Below are 19,710 nucleotides of genomic sequence, written 5' to 3' on the forward strand. Positions count from 1 at the left end.
TAATTTCATCTAAAAGTATATAGTTTTTAATTTACATATATGGCTCATCTATAACTTTTCCAGCCACATACCTTTTAATGATATTTTTAGGATTTCCTGTGTAAATAAATTTTTGTAATCTTTCTTGTATTGATAGTTTTTTGAAACTTTTTAATGAACTATCATCTATAATTAATGCATCAAATTCGTAATCTTTTTCAAAACTACCAACCTTTCCAAAGAAACTTCCACTTCCCTTAGTTGCTAAATAAAACAATTCAGCTGTATTTAGTGGTGCTTCTTTTTTTCCACTTTCAAGCCATTTAATGTTTGATGCTTGTGCACTGTCTACTATTACGTTGCACATAGACAAGCTATGTCCTCCTGATATGTCAGAAGCAAGTCCAATTGGTATTCCTTCAGTTATAAATTTTCTAATTGGAGCTATACCACTTGCTAAATTGGAGTTTGAATTTGGACTATGAGCTACAAACACTTTATTCTGCCTAAGCATTTCTATTTCTTCATCTTCAAGTAATACGCAGTGAGCCATAATTGTTGGTTGGTTACCAAGAAGCCCTGCATCTTTATAAATACTGGCATAATTTTTATACTCTGGATGCAAGGATTTTACAAATTCTATTTCATCTTTATTTTCACTTAAGTGTGACTGTACTGGTATTTTATATTTTTCAGCTAAGTCACCTAATCCTCTTAATAATTTCGTAGTACAAGTTGGGACAAATCTAGGAGTTATAATTGGTTTTACGCGTTCATACTTATCCCCATATGCATTTATAAAGTTTTCCGTATCTTCAATAGATTTCACTGAATCTTCTCTTAAAAATTCCGGACAATTTCTATCCATATTTACCTTTCCTACATAAGCACCGAGACCTGAATGGTTTAAGATATCCATTAAGAGCTTTGTTGAATCTAGATGTACTGTGGCAAATATACAACTTCTAGTAGTTCCATTTTTCCAAAGTTCTCTTGCTAAACTAGTGTATACATCTTTTGCATAGGTTGTATCCCAATACTTTTCTTCCTCTGGAAAAGTATATGTCTCTAACCATGGCATTAATTCCTTGTCTAATCCTAACCCTAAATTAGGAAATTGAGGTCCATGAAGGTGCAAATCAACAAAACCAGGAATAATTAATTTATCTCCATAATCTGTTACTAATGCATTTTTAAGTTCTTCTGGTAATACTTCATATACTCCCTTTATTATCTTATTCACTAGTACCACATACCCATTTTCGATTATTTCATATTCTCCAAAGTTTTTGGTAAAAATAATGTTTCCTTTTATTGCTTTAATCTGGCTCATCACATTCCTCCTTAATTAAATTATCATATTCAAACTATAATTTAATCTTTCTACCTAGTGAACTCTTTTTCTTCTTATTTCTTATAAAATGTATCTTCTAGAGGTAAATTAGTTCGGAATTTATGATCTAGCATATAGTAAGCTCCTTGAATTGCCGGCGCTGTTGGGATAGATGTTATTTCTCCTATCCCTTTTGCCCCATAGGCTAAATCACTAGTATTCTTTTCTATTATTATAGGTAATATCTTAGGAACTGCTGGAGCTCTAAATAAACCTAAAGTTCCAAATTTAGCTATAGGTATGCAATTATTAAGTGGATAATCCTCTGTTAAAGCATATCCTAAACTCATAACAACTCCCCCCTCAATTTGTCCTTCCACGTTTATAGGATTGATTGCTCTTCCTACATCATGAGCAGCAACTATCTCTTTAAGTTTACCATTTTTATCAAGTATTGCAAGCTGTGTTGCATACCCATAGGCTACATGACTAACAGGATTTTCCTTTGGAGAATTTATCGGGTCTGTTATTCCCCTGTATTCTCCATAAAATTCTCTATCATTTAAAAAATTCAGAACCTTATCTGTATTATTTAAGAGCCATTTTCTAATGATACTACGATCTATGCAACTTTCTTTTGCATAGTTTATTAATTTTTCTTCACTATATTGCTTCATCACTTCTTCCATAAACTTCATCGTGGCAATCCTAACAGCCTCTCCTGTAAACAATGTCTGTCTTGAAGCTGTAGTTGTTCCTGAATTAGGTGAATCAAAGGTATCAGGAAAACCTATTGCAACTTTATTGGGTGATAATCCAGTAATTTCACAAATTATCTGTGTCATTATAGTACCTATGCCTTGCCCTATACAAGCTGCACTAGTTCTCACATTAATAACTCCATCTTTTATGACTAGGTTACACCTACCTATATCAGGAAGTCCAACTCCTATTCCACTATTTTTCATACAGCAAGCAATTCCTACAATTTCATTGTCATAATATTTATCTTTTACAGCTAGTAACGTTTCTTTAATTGCTGTACCTGAATCAGCTATCTGACCATTAGGAAGTATATCTCCTGGTTCTACAGCATTTCTATATCTAATTTCCCAGCTTGATATACCAACCTTTTCAGCTAAAAGATTTAAATTACACTCCCCTGCAAATACAGATTGAGTTACCCCAAATCCTCTAAAAGCTCCTGCAGGTGGATTATTAGTATAAACTGCTGTGCCAGTGATATCAACATTATCACATCTGTATGGCCCTGCAGCATGGGTACATGCCCTTTGTAATACTGGTCCTCCTAAAGATGCATATGCTCCAGTATCGGCAACTATATTAGCTATAAAAGCTGTTAATTTTCCTTCTTCATCACATGCTGTAGTTACTTCAATTTCCATAGCATGTCTTTTGGGGTGAATTATTATGCTTTCTTTCCTACTTAAAGTAATCTTCACAGGCATTTTTATAATATATGCTAGTAAAGCTGCATGATGTTGAACACTCATATCCTCTTTTCCACCAAAGCCACCTCCAACATATTTACTAATACACCTTATTTTTTTCTTAGGCAGCCCTAATAGTTCTGATATTTCTCTTTGCTCATCATAAATTCCTTGGGAGCCAGTATAAACTAGCACTCCATCTCCATCCGGCATTGCCAAAGCACTTTCCGGCTCCAAAAAAGCATGCTCTGTGAATGGAGTTGAATAAGAATTAGTAACTATATATTTAGAGTTTTTTAATGCATCCTCAATATTACCTCTTATAACTCTTTCATTTCTATATATATTTCCTTCAGGATGAATTTTTGGAGCATCATATCTCATAGCCACTTCAGGTTTCGTTAGTGGTACAATCTCTTCATATTCTACTTCTATAAGCTGTAAAATTTCCGTTAAAGCCTTTTTTGATTTTGCAGCCACTAGTGCTATAGCATCTCCCACGTATCTAGTTTCTTCTCCCACTGCTATTAAAGCTGGCCAATCCTTTGAAATATGTCCAATATATCTATTCCCAGGTATATCCTTTGCTGTTAATATGGTTATAACATTAGGATGATTTAGAGCTTTATCTATATTAATTTTTTTAACCAGTGCTCTTGGATATTTTGTTCTTAATGCGGAACCATATACAAGCCCATCAACCTTCATATCATCAACATATATAGCAGTTCCCAAAATTTTATCCATAGCATCAATTCTTGTTAACGATTTTCCTATAGAACCGTTTCGTTCTAAATCAAAATTTAGTTTTCCCTGCCGAAAAATTTGTGCTGCTAATTCAATTGCTTCTATTATCTTTACATATCCTGTGCATCTGCATACATTTCCTTTAATAGCAGCTTTTATCTCCTCTTTAGATGGATTTAGATTTCTATTAAATAATCCCTTAGCACTAATCACCATGCCTGGAATACAAAATCCACACTGAACTGCACCAACCTTTGAAAAAGACCATGAAAATACTTGTTTTTCGAATTCTGATAAACCCTCAACAGTTTGTACTTCTTTACCATTAATTTTTCCAAGAGTATTTATGCACGCCCTTCCTTGAACTCCATTTATTAAAACCATACAAGCTCCACAAGCACCTTCTCCACACCCATTTTTAACTGATGTTAAATTTGCTTCTTCCCTTAAGTATTCAAGCAAGTTCATATTTTCTTTAAATGAAATATTTTTTCCGTTTAGCACAAACTCATACATAAATTTCCTCCCAATGATTTACTAATATATAAATTCACCAACATATTATATAGCTGAATAGGACCCATCAAATATAATATAAACTCAGGGTCCTAGCATATTTAAATTATAATGTATGCTTGATTACAAGGATATAAAATTTACTTTTATTTCTTATAAGTTTTTAACTTTTTCATTAAATTTCTCTATTAATTTATCTAATTCTGGTGCCATTTTATGAAGTCTTCCCCAATAATTATCATAGTCATACCATTGAGCATTTAATTCATTTAATTCATATTGCTGTTGTTCTATCCATGTATAATATTTCAAATTATGAATTCTCTTCTTAGCCGCATAAGTTAGTTCTTCCATAGAATCCGTTCTTATACCTATAATACTTCTGTTATAATCAACCATAGCATCCTTTTCTTCATATTCATGCCCTCTATCTTTTCTCATTTCTTCAAGTCTAGACTGATACATTTCTGCTGAGTCTGTAAGAACAGTTAATACCATATCATTTTCGTCAAGCTCATAGTACTTTGCAAATTTTATTGCAGATATTATATTGGCTGCTCCAGAAATACCTACCCAACTAAGTTTTTCTATGACTTCTTCTGATACTCCAATGGATCTTAAATATTGTCGACCAACTGGTTCATTAAATAGTCTAAACATAGTTACGCTATCATCGTCATCTATCGCGATAACCATATCTGTATTTTTTACATTGTGAATCCAAGGTACATGCTTATCTCCTATACCTTCAATTCTATGATCACCAAAACCATTATTTAAAAGTGTTGGACATTGAAGGGCTTCACCAACTGCAAGTTTAGCTCCTGGATATTTATCTTTAATGAAATCTCCGCTTCCTAAGGTACCTGCTGAACCTGAAGTCAAGCAAATACCAGCCACTTTTCCATTATCGCCTTTTTCATGTTCTATTATGGAAACCATGGCATTACCAGTTACTTCATAATGCCAAAGATGATTTCCAAGTTCGCCAAATTGATTAAATATAACAACATTATCTCTAGTTCTTCTGAGTTCCCAAGTCTTATCATAGATCTCTTTGACATTACTTTCACATCCTGGAGTTGCGATTACTTCTCCAGCTATGCTCTTAAGCCAATTAAAACGCTCTTTACTCATATTCTCAGGTAGAATAGCAATTGATTTACACCCTAGTAATGTTGAGTTATAAGCCCCTCCTCGGCAGTAATTTCCAGTTGATGGCCAAACAGCTTCATGAAACTTTGGATCAAATTGCCCTGTTACTAGTCTTGGTACAAGACAAGCATAACTTGCTCCAACTTTATGAGCTCCTATAGGAAAAAACTTTCCTGACATAGCAAAAATCCTAGCTTTAACTCCTGATATTTCTTGTGGTATTTCTATATAATTGGGTAATGTGTTATATAAACCGCCTTCTTTAATTGGCTGATTATACCAAGATATTCTAAATAAGTTGATTGGATCAATATCCCAAAGGCCAGTTTCGGCAAGTTTATTTTTAATCTCTTGTGGTATTTTATTTGGATCCTTCATTTGAGCAATAGTAGGAATAATTATATTTCTCTCTTTTGCACTCTCTGCTGTTTTTAGAATTTGATCCTCATTAACTTCTAAATCTATTAATTTATGCATTTTATATCCTCCTCAAAATCTTTATAAAGGAATTACTTATAATTCAAGACAAATATTTTAGATATTCAATTAATTTATTCATATCCGGCTTTATTAATTCTGGTTTATTAACTGCCTGTTGAGCTGATTTTATATCCTTAAGTCCACTACCAGAAACTACAATAATCACCGTTTCATCTTCTCTTATTTGGTCTAGTTCAACTAATTTTTTAAGTCCAGCAAAACTAGTTACTCCTGCTGGTTCCCCAAATACTCCAGTCTGCCTTGCTAAGGTTGTTATTGCACTTAAAATTTCTTCATCACTGACATCAATAGCAATCCCATTGCTTTCCTCAAGAGCATTTAAAGCTTTATATCCATTTCTCGGAATTCCTACAGATATACTATCTGCAATAGTTACTGGTGGTATATAACTAAATGCTCTTATTCCATTTCTATAAGCTCTATTAACTGGATTAGCTCCTTCTGCTTGTACTGATACCATTGTTGGAAGCCGATCTATTAAACCTAGTTCATAAAATTCCTTAAACCCTTTCCATACACTAGATATGGAACATCCATCCCCCACAGACATAATTACTTTGTCTGGCACCTTAAAGTTTAATTGCTCGCATATTTCAAAAGCAGCAGTTTTTTTCCCTTCTGCTAAGTAAGGATTTATGGCACAACTTCTGTTATACCAACCAAAATGATTCACAGCTTCTAAACAAAATCCAAATGCTACATCATAATCACCATCTACTAAAATTACATCACTTCCAAATACTAGAAGCTGCGTTAGTTTTGCCTCTGGAATGTTTTTAGGAACAAATATATAGTTTTTTATTCCCATACAAGCTGCAAATCCTGAAAGAGAAGAAGCTGCATTGCCTGTAGATGCTGCACACATAATACCTTTTTTTAGTTCTATTGCTTTGGCCACACCAATAGCTGTAGCTCTATCCTTAAAAGATGCTGTAGGATTCCTACCTTCATCCTTTACATATACATTCTTTATATTTAATAATTTTTCTAATCTATTGGCTTTATAAAGTGGTGTTCCTCCTATTTGTAAAGGTGCCATACCTTCTCTAGATTCCAGAGGAAGAATAGGAATATATCTCCAAACATTCTTATCTTCATTTTCCTTTAGATGTTCCTTAGTTAATTCCTTTTTAACTGAGTCCATATTATAAATTACATCTAGTGTTCCTTCTATGCCACAGTCTGGACAGTGATACATTACTTCTTCTCCAACTTTCTTACCACATTTAGAACATACTAATCCCTTAACTTTTTCCATAATTTCACCTCAGTTTTATTGATTTAACCTTTAAAAATCCTTCTCCTCCGTCGAATGAGTAAGTGCGACTAACCAAATCATAGATTTGAAGTTGTTTTAAATGAAACTCCTTCTACTTCGTCGAACTTACAGTATTCTTTTACGTAGGTAATTGGAATTAAAGCATACATAGCTGCACATTTTACAAGTTCATCTTTCCAGGTTAATTCATTTGGTGCATGAGCTTGATCTTCATGGCCTGGACCAAAGCCAACACAAGGTATACCATACCTTCCCATTATAGATACTGCATTAGTCGAAAATGTCCACTTATCTACTAATGGATCTTCCTTAAACAACCCTTTATAAGAATCTATTAAAGTTTTACAAGCTGGATGTGATTCTTCAAGAACCCAAGTTGGAAAATAGCACTCTGTTGGATAGATAAGTCCTGTATAGGCAGGTCTTTCATAGGTATACATTTCTACTTTAGCCTTAGCCTCTTTTACTGAAGGTAATTCTCTTATTTGATCTAAAGCGTATTCCCAAGTCTCCCCATTAGTAAGTCTTCTGTCTATGGAAACAGTACAACCATCAGCTACTGCACATCTAGAAGGTGAAGAAAAGAATATTTCTGAAACTGTTAAAGTTCCTTTTCCTAAGAATGGATCATCTATTAATCTTTTATTTAACTCTTTTAATTCATTAAGAATAGGACCCATTTTGAATATCGCATTATCTCCTCTTTCTGGTGCTGAACCATGACAACTAATTCCATGAGTTGTCACTTTTATTTCCATTCGCCCTCTGTGCCCTCTATAAATATTAGTTGAAGTTGGTTCAGTTATTACTACAAATTCTGGTTTTATCTTGTCTTCATTTATAATATATTGCCAGCATAATCCATCACAATCTTCTTCCTGTACAGTACCTGTAACTATTAGCGTGTAATCATCTTCTAAATTTAAATCTTTGATTATCTTACCTGCATAAACCATTGAAGCCATTCCACCTTCTTGATCAGAACCACCTCTACCATAAATAACTTCATCATCTTCATAACCCTCATATGGATCATTAGTCCAATTATTTATATCTCCAATTCCAACAGTATCAATATGAGCATCCATAGCAATTACATGTTTGCCATGTCCTATATAACCTAGTATATTTCCCATCTTGTCTATTTCTACTTTGTCAAAACCTACTTTTTCCATTTCCTCTTTGATTCTTAAAACTACTCTCTTTTCATCACAACTTTCACTAGGAATAGCTATCATGTCTCTTAAGAACCTTGTCATATCAGCCTTATAGTTTTTTGCTAACTTCAGTATTTCTTCTTGGCATGTAATCTCTGACATATTTAAATCCCCCTTTAAATATAAATATATTTTATTTTTCAACCATTATTTCAATAATTTAAATACTTACTAACTAATTAATTAGTTAATTCAAATAAAAACCTATATAATTCAATACAATTAACCTGCATTATAATCTAATTTATTGGTATTACTAAATAAGTTTAGTAATACCAATAAACTAGAAAATTTTATTTAGTTTGCTACAGATAAAAAGGGTTTAATAGATTGAAAGTATAATATTCCTTCTAGAACTGATCCACCTATAGTTCTTGACTTATCAGAAATAGTATTGCAATTACTGATCTCATCATGCCTTGGATCTACATCTGCAATTTTTAACCCCTTTGTAACATAAGTGTTATCTCTAATAATGCCTCTTAGCACTCCATCAATTTTAGCTTTTACTTCTAAATCATCTATTAGTGCTATAGTTTCATTAGATTTAACTATATCTCCTATTTGTCTTATATTCTTAATTTTTCCTTCATAAGAACTATAAATTACTCTTTCCTTTGCATAACCACATATAGATCCTGGTACTCCTGTATCCTCTAAAGCATATCCATCAAATATTAATCTTCCCAAACTATGTCCTCTCATTGTCTCTATTACTACATTTACATCTATACCTGCTTTAAATCCAGGACCTAATGCAATGGTTATAGGTGCCATATCTATAGTGGTACCTATATTTTTTTTCGCTAAAATTGCATCAACTACAGCAATAGGCCTAACCGTTTCAATGAGCTTTCCATATCTATCAACAGCTACCGGAATATATCCCATATCCCAAGCTTCTAGTATTTCATCATAGGTTCTAACAAGAACACCCTTCATACCTTCAATTGTTGTTTCACCATCAAATACTGCCTCACTAAAAGATACATTTCTTCTAATACTAGAAGGTATCTCTATCTCAAGTACTAGAACTTTAAATCCACTTCTATGAAGTTTTTGTATAGTACCTGAGGCAATATCGCCTCCACCTCTTACAATTATTCTATTATTTATCACCAAATCGTCCCCTTGCTTAATGATAATTTGATTGTAATAATTCTATATAATCCTTTTCTGTATCAATATCCCAAAGAAAATATTCTTCATCTACTTCCACAAAAAATATATTATCCTCATGATTTTTTAAAATAGTTTTTCCGCCCAAATCTCCATTAAGTGCTAAAAGCTCATTTCGATACTTCCATGGAAATATTACAGGATTTCCTCTTCTACCTTTATAAATTGGTACAATAAACTTATCTTGATTTTTTTCAAATTTTTCGATAAGTTTATTTATAAGACTCTCATTTAAAAAAGGTTGATCCCCTGTAATAAAAGCATATCCAGATATTTTAGATGCAGCTTTCAACCCAAGTTTTATAGATTGACTTTGTCCCATATATGTCTGGGAGTTTTTAACTACTTTTAAATCTCTAGTCTGAGCTAACTCTGCTATTGTTTCATTGCCAGTTACTACAATTTTATCTTCTAAATTACTTTTACTTACTGCATCTAAAACATATTCTATTAGATATTTACCCTTATACTTTAATAGTAATTTATACCTTCCCATCCTAGTACTACGGCCTGATGCCATAACAATCCCAGTTACCACATTGAATCCCCCTTAAAGCTTTTCTGTAGATTCTTCATATATAACCCTATATGTTTTATTTAATAAACTTCCAATAAGTATTCCGTCTAATAACTTTAATTCTTTATTTTTTACTGTTATATATTCTATTAGATTTTCTAACTTCTTAAAGTCCTCTTCTTCTACCTTATTTATAAATAAAATTCTTCTACCTTTGGAGTTTTTAAATAATCCTTCTTTTTTAAATATTAAAGCTAGCAAATCTTCTTCATTTATACTATCTCCTACACTTTTATTTATAAGTTTTAAAAACTCATCAATCCTATGAATATTTCCATCATGGATTTTTAAATTTAAGGCTTCTCCGCTTAAAACTCCTATTGTTGTACTAGTAAAATTACTTACTACTGGCTCATCTTCCTTCCAAGCTTTTAAAGCTTTTTCTTTTGCTCCATCAGATTCTATTAAAATATAATCATAATTGTTAAGTATATTAGAAATACTTTTATCATCAATTCCAATGACTTTATTTTCTCCATTAACACTAGAACCATAAACATGAATTTCACTATCTGGTTCCTTTGTTTTACTTATATTTCCACAGTATACACATACTATATTTCCATTTAGAATATACTTACTTTCTTCATTAATATAAGCTCCAAAGCTGTCCTTTAGAATTAAACAATTGTATTGATTTCTTTTAGGTAGATATATTTTAGTTGTTGTTGTTATAAGAACTCTTCCTCTTTTTTTCAACTCTTCTGCTAGGATAAACATAAGAGTGGTCTTTCCTCCAGCTCCTACTATAGATATTTTTTCTCCTTTATTAACAGTAAGAACATTTAAAATGTCCACCCTTTTTCACTCCTTTTTAAAACCTCTTCCAAACCTCAGTTGCTAGTTCTCTACTTCTAGCCCTAATTCTCTCCTCATCTAAATTAACCAGTTTTCTATTCATCATTATAATCTTCCCATTTACAATAGTGGTTTCAACATGTCTCCCACTTATTCCAAATAGAATGTGACTATCTATATTATCTTTATATATAGGTGTTGGAGAATTATAGTCAACAATTATAACGTCAGCTAATGCACCTTCTTTTATAATTCCTATGGAATTATCTATAAATCTTTCAGTTATAACTCTATTTCCTTTGAAAAGCATTTGTGGTAATTCTACCCAAGCTACTGTTGAGTCTTTAGCTTCATGCCTTTGAATAGTACTTCCGGTTTTATAAGACTCTAAAATATCAGAGGTGTATCCATCTGTTCCTAACCCCAACAATATTTGTTTTTTAGCCATTTTTAAGATTTGCGATGTTCCCACTGCATTTCCCATATTAGATTGAGGATTATTAACTACTATGGAATTCTTTTCTTTCAGCATATCCATTTCCTCATCAGTTATGTGTACACAATGAATAGCCATAGTTTTATCAGAAAGAACACCTCTTTTATACCATCTTTCAATTACGCCTACACCATACTTTTCCATAGAATCTTGTACATCTTCAATTCCTTCAGCACAGTGTACATGGAATCCTGTATTTAAACCCTCTATGGCTGTTAGGCATCTCTCTACAGTATTTTCACTAATAGTCATGGATGCATGAAGTCCAAATAATCCTTTTATCATATCATTCTTTTCCCTATTACAATACTTTATAAATTCAATATTTTCTTCAATACTTTGTTTTATTACGTTCTCCCCATCTCTATCAGAAGTTTCATAACTCAGGTTACTTCTAATACCTACTTCCTTAGCTGCATCTGCAATAGTAAATAAACTCCCCCTTAAACCATCTGGACTGGAATGATGATCAAAGGAAGTTGTTACACCATTCTTAATTTGATCTATCATTGGAACTATTGCACTATAATATACATCCTCTAGAGTTAACTTTTTGTCTAATCTCCACCATAATCCCTTCAATATATCTAAAAAACATTTTGCTGGAGGACTATCATTAGCAATTCCTCTAGCAAAGGTACTGTAATAATGCATATGTGTATTTATAAAACCCGGCATTATTAATTTCCCTCTTGCATCAATGAATTTATAGTCTAGATATTTTTCTTTTAAATTTTTTGTAATTCCTACTTCTACAATTTTATCTTTTTCTATAACTATACATCCATCATCTATAATTGTGTTTAAATCATCTCTGGTTACAACTATCCCATTACCTACTAGTAGCATTCACACTCCCCCTATAGATTAAATATTATAACCGTATTTATATACCTCTAGATTATATATTCATACCTGTTTACACAAGTTTTAATAATAGATTTCATTTCCTTGGAGATTGATTCTGAGTTATTTTCTTCAATACACCAATTATAAATTTCACCTTTTTCATCCCTAACTTTAAAAATACCTTTAATAGAATCTATTACACAGAAACCTGAATTGCTACTGTTTTCAAAATCTTCCTCACTCCAAAATATAGTAATTTTATCTTTGTAAGGATTACCTTTATATGGACAAAATACTCTACAATTTCCGCATTCATTACACATACCATCTAAATGTATAATTTGATGACCTACTATAGGACCTTCTTTAATATGGATAAACGCATTTGCTCTATTAGGACAAACATCTACGCATATTTCACAAATATTATTGCATTTAAGACATCTTATAGCCTCTTCCTTAGAAGGTATTGATTCAAGTAGTACACCTTTTCTTTCATAAGATTTCTTAAGTTCATATCCACAAGTATTTTCCTCAGCCCTAATGAGATCACAAGGCATATTTTCTTTTTTTAAAATGTCCCTAGTTATAATTTTCCCATGAGACAATGCTTCTACTATAGTACCTGGACCACTTTTAGCATCTCCGGCTATATATACGTTAGATATATTAGTTTCACATTTACTGTTTACTTCAGGAAGTTCTTTAGAATTTATATCTATACCAAGACTTTTAAATAATTTTGAATCTATTTTTTCTCCAACAGCTGCTATAACTGTAGTTGCATTTATACTTTCATATTTTCCTAAGGAAATTGGACTTTTTCTACCTGATTTATCTTGTTCTCCTAAAATCATTCTTTCACAAACAAGAATATTATCTTCTAACGCTACAGGGGATAATAACTCTTTAAATTCAATACCTTCTTCAATAGCTAATTTAATTTCTTCTCTACTAGCAGGCATTAAATCTTTAGTTCTCCTATATATAATAGTTACCTTTTCAACTCCATTAACTCTTTTGGCAGCACGAGATACATCCATGGCTACGTCCCCTCCACCAATAACACATACATGGGTTCCTAGTTTTATATCCTCACTGTTTTCTTTAAAATCCTCTAAGAATTCAATAGCATTTAAGACTTTATCAGTACCTCTTTTAAGTGAAATACTTGCTGGCTTCCAAGCTCCAGTTGCTAGGACAACATAATGAAAATTTTTCCTTAGAACATTTAGATCAACCTGTTCAGCTACATTAAAATTTATCTTAACTCCATGGCTTTTTACCATTTTAAAATCCTGTTCTAAAGCTAAATTATTTATTCTAAAACTTGGAATTACATAATTTATAATCCCATATGGTTTATCTCTTTTTTCAAATACTTCTACACTAATACCATTTCTTCTAAGGTACATCGCTGTAGATAAACCTGCTACCCCAGCTCCTATGATAGCTACCTTTTTATGACTTTTAATTGCGCATGGCTTTATATTCTTTATATATAATTCTTCAGCATTATCCACAGCTATTTTTTTCATTCTTCTAATTTCTAAGGAACTATCATAATCTAGTCTAGTACATTTATTTTGACAGTTATGATTACATAAAGTTCCTGTTATAGCTGGGGCTGCATTATCTCTAACTATTACTTGAAAAGCTTCATCATATTTTCCTTCTCCCACAAGCTCTATATACTTTGGAATCTGTTGTTCAATTGGACAGCCTTCACTACAAGGTGCAATTGTACAATCATATATTGGTAAGTCCTTATATAGTTTTCTACTTTTAACTACCCTTGCTTTCTTAAGGTGATGCTTATCATCAATTGATTCCTTTGCTAATATTTTTAGCAATTGCATGTCAATTGTTGACTTTCTATTAGAAATAAGTGGTTCTACCTTTTCAGCTATCTGTTTAACTCTTTCATAACCACCTGGTTTTAATATTGTAGTAGCAAAAGTTATTGGACATATTCCTGTTTTAAATATCTTATCTACATTAAAGAATTCAGCTCCACCAGAATATGAAATATATAATTTCCCTTCAAATTCCTCTGAAAGATTACTTGCCAAATTAATAGCTAAAGGATATAAAGATCTACCTGACATGTACATCTCTTCTCCTGGTAGTTCTTCATTTAATATCCTTACTGGAAGAGTATTTGTAAGTTTTACTCCAATCTCCATACTTTCCATTTCAGCTACGGCTTTTAATTTTTTTATCATTTTTATTCCATCATTGTATTGCAGATCATTTTTAAAATGATGTGAATTTAGTTTTATATATTCATAACCCATTTTATTAAGAATTTTTCTTACAAATGCTTCACCAAGCAATGTAGGATTCATCTTTACAAAGGTATGAAGATGTTTTTCTTTTAATAAATAAATAGCAATTCTTTCTATTTCTTGTGGAGGACATCCATGTAGAGTTGATAGGGTAATTGAATTGCACACCCTTGAAGGAATTTTATATAAATCTTCAATTGAAAATCTATAAAATTTTTCTATATTATTCTCCAACACTTGAATAGATTCCTTCCATATTTTTGTATTTTGTGAATTTTTCAAATTTTCTATGTAGGAATCTATTTTATCTGATTTTATTCCATCAAAATCATATCCTACACTCATGTTAAAAACAAAGTCTCTGTCTACACTTAAGTTAAGTTCCTTCATTAAAACATGTAATATAATCCAAGCTTTCACATATTCCTCAAAAGCTTCTTCTACAGTTAGTTCTGTAGACCACTCTACGTTATAGCATTCATCCTCAGCATTAATACATGGCTTTAACACTGGAAGATCTTCTCCATCAATAATCTGGACTGTCTTTAACTCAATAAATCTACTACCAGTAAGATATGCTGCTATAATATTTTGAGCTAATTGTGAACTAGGACCTGCTGCTGGTCCAATTGGTAGGCCTAACTTCTCTCCTAAAAAAGAGATAGTGTTATTAGGGATTCCATAGTAAAACTTATCTTTATGAATTCCAAAAATACTATCTTTAGTTTTTAGTTCAGTAAAAATCCAGTTAATGAGTTTTTCAAAACTTATTGGGCGTATTTTGTCACTCATATTTACTCCCCCCTATAATTCATAAGTTACTTAAAAGCATTATATACCCTTAAGTAAATACATAATTTAATTAATCTATTTACTCTTTATTTTTCTATAAATCTCGGCTTATCTTCTTCCAGCAATTTCTCAAAAACAGATATAGGATCCTTAACTTTACTTAAGAACATCATGGCAGCAATAATATATGGTTTATATCCAGCTTCACGATATAGTAATTCACGGTAACGATTAAATACAGATTCTCCTACTTCTCCAATTTCACAACTTACACCTGTTATATCCGCTGGTAAACAATGAAGATATAATGCTTTACCATCCTTAGTAAGCTCCATCATTTTTTCATTGCATTCCCAATCCTTATATCTAGCATTTTCTTTCAACAATTCTTTTTCAAGTTCATCAATACCTGCTATATCCCTCTTTGAATATAGTTCTGTACGTTTTTCCATAGCTTCAAATGGTGCCCAGCTCTTTGGATAAACTATATCTGCGTTTTCGAAGGCTTCTTTCATAGAATTAGTCTTTGTAAAGCTTCCACCATTTTTCTCTACATTTGCCTTAGCAACTTCCTCTACTTCAGGAAGTACATCATATCCTTCTGGATGTGCTAATACAACTTCCATTCCCATTCTTGTCATAAGTCCAATAACTCCTTGCGGAACCGAGAGTGGTTTTCCATAAGAAGGTGAATAAGCCCAAGTCATAGCTAATTTTTTACCTTTTAAATTTTCCACTCCACCAAAATAGTGAATCAAGTGTAATAAATCCGCCATACATTGAGTTGGATGGTCTATATCACATTGTAAATTAATCAGAGTTGGACGTTGTTCTAATACTTCATCAGCATAACCTTCCTGAACAGCATTAGAAACTTCTTTCATATAAGCATTACCCTTTCCTATAAACATATCATCTCTAATTCCAATTATGTCTGCCATAAAAGAAATCATATTTGCAGTTTCACGGACAGTTTCTCCATGAGCTATTTGAGATTTTCCTTCATCGAGATCTTGTACCTCTAGCCCTAATAAGTTACACGCACTAGCAAAACTAAATCTAGTTCTAGTAGAATTGTCTCTAAATACCGAAATACCTAATCCACTATCAAATATTTTCGTCGATATATTATTTTCTCTCATTGTACGAAGAATATCAGCAACAACAAATACTGATTCTAATTCTTCGTTACTTTTTTCCCATGTTAAGAAAAAATCATTATTGTACATCTCCCTGAAATCTAGTTTTTTAAGTCTCTCCATAAGGGTTTTAATATTCTCCACAAAATCCACTCCTCAATTTATTAATCTCCTATTCCAAAATAAATTTATACTTATATTTTTGAAATTCGTCATAATTTCCCTTTACTGACTAATTAATCAAATTATAACTCCCATTACATTTAATGTCAATATTCAAATCAGATAATTCAAACTATTCTATTCTATTTATTTTATGTAAATTTATTGCATTTCATCCTCTTGATTGGTAAAATTTAAATAATTTAAATTTATTCATTTCAAGCTTAAATTATTTTATTATCTTAATATTTATTCATATCCTTATTATACTTATTCATAAACTATAGTTAAGTATATATTTTTTCTTTATTTTTTATATTAACTGGTTAGTAAAATATTTATAGCACTTCACGCATTATGCATAAGATATAATTATAAATTTAGAGGGGGAATTAAATTGCAAACAACTAACGCTCCAAAGAAATCGCTTCTTAGAATTAAACTAGATGACAAACCACCTATGAAACAAACTTTAATTCTTGCATTTCAAGCAATTTTTGCATGTTTCAGTGGTATAGTAGCAGTTCCACTAGTAGTAGCTGGTGCACTAGGATTAAAAATATCTGATACATCATTTCTGGTTTCATGTGCCCTATTTGCTTCTGGTCTTACAACACTTATTCAAGCTAAAGGTATTGGACCCATAGGAAGCAAGCTTCCATTTATCATGGGTACCTCCTTTGCTTTTGTAAGTCCGGCTATTGCCATCGGTAGCACTTATAACGGCAATATGACTTTAGGTATTGCTACCATATGTACAGCTACAATGGTAGGTGCCTTACTAGAAGTAATTCTAAGCTTTTTTATTAACCATGTTAAAAAAATTTTTCCACCACTTGTTACTGGTACTGTTGTTACTATGATAGGCATCACTATCATTCCTGTTGGAATTGATTGGTTAGCTGGAGGCTCTGGAAACCCAAACTATGGAGATCCTAAATTTTTATTGCTTGGTGCTATTGTCCTAATTATTATTATAATTACCAATCAATCTAAAAATACTTTTATAAGTTCTTGCTCAATATTTATAGGTATATTATGTGGATATTTATTAGCTATACCTCTCAACTTATTAGACACTACTCCAATATCTGCTGCATCCTGGATTTCTATTCCTAGACCTCTTAAATTCGGAATTAAATTCTCTATACCAGCGATTATTAGTTTTTTAGCTGTTTATCTAGCAACTACTGTAGAAACTGTAGGTGATACTCTAGCTATTGGAGAGGCATGTGAAATTGAGGTTTCTGACAACCAACTTTCTGGAGGTGTACTTTGTGATGGTCTTGGATCAATTCTAGCTGGATTTTTTAACTCTACTGCAAATACATCCTTTAGCCAATGTACTGGCCTTATAAATGTTACAGGAGTTGCTAGTAGGTTTGTTATAATTATAGCTGGAATAATATTATCTATAATGGGTCTGATACCAAAATTTGCTTCTTTAATATCAATTATGCCTAGTCCAGTTCTTGGAGCTGCTGGTATAGTTATGTTCGGTTCTATTGCTTGTTCTGGTATTAAAATTCTAGGCAAAGTTGATATGACTAGAAGGAACATTTTTGTAATTGGGATATCTTTTGCTTTAGGTGTAGGTGTCATTGTTAGACCTGAAGCTCTTAGTATGTTCCCAGAATCCTTACAAATAATCTTTGGTTCTGGTGTAACAACTGCAACTATATTTGCTGTAATATTAAATTTAATCTTACCTAGCGATAAGTCTCAAAAACCTGTTATTAAAACTAAATCTGGTATATCTTTAAGCAAATAACTACTTTGTATTCCCCAAATCTATATAAGAGATATAGAAAGTTGATCACGACTCTTTATATCTCTTATTTTTCCACAAAAAATTCCAGCCTAAATATCAACTGGAATTTTTTCTATTCAATTTATTTCTTAAGGGATTTTTTTGTAGCATTAAATATTTTTTGATATCCTGTACATCTACATAAATGTCCAGATATTTCTCTTTTTATTTCTTCATCAGTATAATCCTTACCACTATTTACCAATGCTGTAGTTGTAAGTACTAATCCTGGAGTACAGAATCCACATTGAATTGCCCCCTCTTCTATAAATGCCTTTTGCACCTTTGATAAGTTTCCATTTTCTGATACCCCCTCTATAGTTAAAATTTCTTTTTTATCAGCCCAAATAGCCATATAAATACATGAATCTATAGGTATTCCATCCACTAGTACTGTACAAGCTCCACATTCTCCAACTGAACATCCTTGCTTTACCCCTGTAAATTGAAGTCTATTTCTCAATACATCTAACAACGATTCTCGTACATCTACTTCTAAATTATAATTTTTTCCATTTACTTTTACTGATATCTTTTTACAATTCTTATCAATCATAATAAAATCCCACCTTATTTAGTTACTTCATAAATACCTCGTACTGTTAATTCTTTTATTAAATGCTCCCTATAAGCCTTTGATGCTCTCCATGAGTCTCTAGCACTTGCTGATTTTACTGCATATTGTGCAATATTATTAATATTTTTTTCTGAATATTCTAAACCAAGGGCATACTTCTCTGCATCCTTACATCTTATAGGAGTAGGCGCAGCTACCCCTAACGCTATTCTTAAATCTTTAAATTTATTTTCCTTCTTACTAGCTACAACGCATACACCTAGCATAGAAATATCCATTGCCTTTCGATTACTATACTTAATATATGTTCCTCTTACTCCCTCATAGTCTTTTTTTTCAATAAAAATGCTTATTAGAATTTCATCTTTTCTTATATTAACCTTTCCAGGACCTTCGTAGAATTCCTCTATTGGAACTATTCTCTCCCCCTTAAAACTTCTAAGTCTTAATTTAGCATTAAATGCAAATAAACTTGGTGCACTATCTGCTGAAACAGCTCCATTACATACATTCCCTCCAATAGTGGCCATATTTCTTATTTGTGGTCCTCCCATAGATACAGCACCTTGCCCTAAAGCAGGAATAAAATCTTTTATAATTTTATTTCTATATATATTAGTAAAGCAAGTAGTGGAGCCAATTTCTATGGTGTCATTTTCTAGAACCTTTATGAAGTCTAATTCTTTTAAATTTTTTAGACTTAAAAGTTCTACTTCTTCCATATCATCATGATGCAATTTAATTAAAACATCAGTTCCACCAGATATTATTTTTAGATTATTATTTTCATGAAGAATTTTTACTGCCTCTTCTACACTTCTAGGCTCTTGTATATTCTTAATATCAAACATTTTTATCTTTAATA

At 31.8% G+C, this 19,710-nt stretch carries 14 protein-coding genes; 1 reads left to right on the forward strand and 13 read right to left on the reverse strand.

Translation table 11 applies throughout. The features are described from left to right. Positions 1-31: 31 nt before the first annotated feature. The 11 genes from guaD to ygeW all read right to left on the reverse strand — a co-directional run bounded on the left by guaD (position 32) and on the right by ygeW (position 16,440). Positions 32-1,312: a guanine deaminase gene (guaD, locus tag B3086_RS11140; RefSeq protein ID WP_346846571.1), complete on the reverse strand. Its 1,281-nt coding sequence runs from the start codon at positions 1,310-1,312 to the stop codon at positions 32-34. 74 nt (positions 1,313-1,386) lie between these two features. Next, positions 1,387-4,026, reverse strand: coding sequence for a selenium-dependent xanthine dehydrogenase (gene xdh, locus B3086_RS11145; protein ID WP_346846570.1), 2,640 nt, complete (start codon positions 4,024-4,026; stop codon positions 1,387-1,389). Between the two features lie 153 nt (positions 4,027-4,179). After that, positions 4,180-5,658: a pyridoxal-phosphate dependent enzyme gene (locus tag B3086_RS11150; protein WP_346846569.1), complete on the reverse strand. Its 1,479-nt coding sequence runs from the start codon at positions 5,656-5,658 to the stop codon at positions 4,180-4,182. Positions 5,659-5,701: 43 nt separating this feature from the next. Next, positions 5,702-6,940 carry a threonine synthase gene (gene thrC / locus B3086_RS11155; protein WP_346846568.1) on the reverse strand — a complete coding sequence of 413 codons (1,239 nt, stop codon included), beginning with the start codon at positions 6,938-6,940 and terminating at the stop codon, positions 5,702-5,704. Between the two features lie 77 nt (positions 6,941-7,017). Continuing rightward, entirely contained in the window at positions 7,018-8,280 is a 1,263-nt protein-coding gene (locus B3086_RS11160) for a YgeY family selenium metabolism-linked hydrolase (protein WP_346876949.1), read from the reverse strand. 195 nt (positions 8,281-8,475) lie between these two features. Beyond that, positions 8,476-9,297, reverse strand: coding sequence for a selenium-dependent molybdenum cofactor biosynthesis protein YqeB (gene yqeB / locus B3086_RS11165; protein ID WP_346846566.1), 822 nt, complete (start codon positions 9,295-9,297; stop codon positions 8,476-8,478). Between the two features lie 16 nt (positions 9,298-9,313). Beyond that, positions 9,314-9,895, reverse strand: coding sequence for a molybdenum cofactor cytidylyltransferase (mocA, locus tag B3086_RS11170; protein WP_346846565.1), 582 nt, complete (start codon positions 9,893-9,895; stop codon positions 9,314-9,316). 12 nt (positions 9,896-9,907) lie between these two features. Next, a complete protein-coding gene (gene yqeC, locus B3086_RS11175; protein ID WP_346846564.1) occupies positions 9,908-10,732 on the reverse strand; it encodes a selenium cofactor biosynthesis protein YqeC in 825 nt (274 codons plus the stop codon). A 16-nt stretch (positions 10,733-10,748) separates the two neighbouring features. Then, the gene (gene ssnA / locus B3086_RS11180; protein ID WP_346846563.1) at positions 10,749-12,077 is read right to left on the reverse strand and encodes a putative aminohydrolase SsnA; all 1,329 of its coding nucleotides are present in this window, start codon (positions 12,075-12,077) and stop codon (positions 10,749-10,751) included. A gap of 47 nt (positions 12,078-12,124) precedes the next feature. Continuing rightward, on the reverse strand, positions 12,125-15,157 hold the full coding sequence (gene ygfK, locus B3086_RS11185; protein WP_346846562.1) for a putative selenate reductase subunit YgfK: 3,033 nt from the start codon (positions 15,155-15,157) through the stop codon (positions 12,125-12,127). Positions 15,158-15,243: 86 nt separating this feature from the next. Then, positions 15,244-16,440 carry a knotted carbamoyltransferase YgeW gene (gene ygeW / locus B3086_RS11190; protein ID WP_346846561.1) on the reverse strand — a complete coding sequence of 399 codons (1,197 nt, stop codon included), beginning with the start codon at positions 16,438-16,440 and terminating at the stop codon, positions 15,244-15,246. A 415-nt stretch (positions 16,441-16,855) separates the two neighbouring features. On the opposite strand from ygeW, the gene B3086_RS11195 reads away from it, so the two are divergent. After that, entirely contained in the window at positions 16,856-18,229 is a 1,374-nt protein-coding gene (locus B3086_RS11195) for a nucleobase:cation symporter-2 family protein (protein ID WP_346846560.1), read from the forward strand. A 121-nt stretch (positions 18,230-18,350) separates the two neighbouring features. On the opposite strand, the gene xdhC is transcribed toward B3086_RS11195, so the two are convergent. Next, positions 18,351-18,824: a xanthine dehydrogenase subunit XdhC gene (gene xdhC / locus B3086_RS11200; protein WP_346846559.1), complete on the reverse strand. Its 474-nt coding sequence runs from the start codon at positions 18,822-18,824 to the stop codon at positions 18,351-18,353. Positions 18,825-18,838: 14 nt separating this feature from the next. Beyond that, positions 18,839-19,696 (reverse strand): xanthine dehydrogenase FAD-binding subunit XdhB, encoded by an 858-nt coding sequence (gene xdhB / locus B3086_RS11205; protein ID WP_346846558.1) that lies wholly within the window; start codon positions 19,694-19,696, stop codon positions 18,839-18,841. Positions 19,697-19,710: the final 14 nt, after the last annotated feature.

The sequence above is a fragment of the Clostridium sp. UBA871 genome, from assembly GCF_002295255.1.
In the GTDB taxonomy this organism is placed as follows: domain Bacteria; phylum Bacillota; class Clostridia; order Clostridiales; family Clostridiaceae; genus Clostridium_J; species Clostridium_J sulfidigenes.

Excerpts from the sequence above, each read along its gene's own strand:
- xdhC (WP_346846559.1), bottom strand. The coding sequence starts at position 18,824 with ATGATTGATAAGAATTGTAAAAAGATATCAGTAAAAGTAAATGGAAAA.
- guaD (WP_346846571.1), bottom strand. The coding sequence starts at position 1,312 with ATGAGCCAGATTAAAGCAATAAAAGGAAACATTATTTTTACCAAAAAC.
- B3086_RS11160 (WP_346876949.1), bottom strand. The coding sequence starts at position 8,280 with ATGTCAGAGATTACATGCCAAGAAGAAATACTGAAGTTAGCAAAAAAC.
- thrC (WP_346846568.1), bottom strand. The coding sequence starts at position 6,940 with ATGGAAAAAGTTAAGGGATTAGTATGTTCTAAATGTGGTAAGAAAGTT.
- xdhB (WP_346846558.1), bottom strand. The coding sequence starts at position 19,696 with ATGTTTGATATTAAGAATATACAAGAGCCTAGAAGTGTAGAAGAGGCA.
- ssnA (WP_346846563.1), bottom strand. The coding sequence starts at position 12,077 with ATGCTACTAGTAGGTAATGGGATAGTTGTAACCAGAGATGATTTAAAC.
- ygfK (WP_346846562.1), bottom strand. The coding sequence starts at position 15,157 with ATGAGTGACAAAATACGCCCAATAAGTTTTGAAAAACTCATTAACTGG.
- B3086_RS11150 (WP_346846569.1), bottom strand. The coding sequence starts at position 5,658 with ATGCATAAATTAATAGATTTAGAAGTTAATGAGGATCAAATTCTAAAA.
- xdh (WP_346846570.1), bottom strand. The coding sequence starts at position 4,026 with ATGTATGAGTTTGTGCTAAACGGAAAAAATATTTCATTTAAAGAAAAT.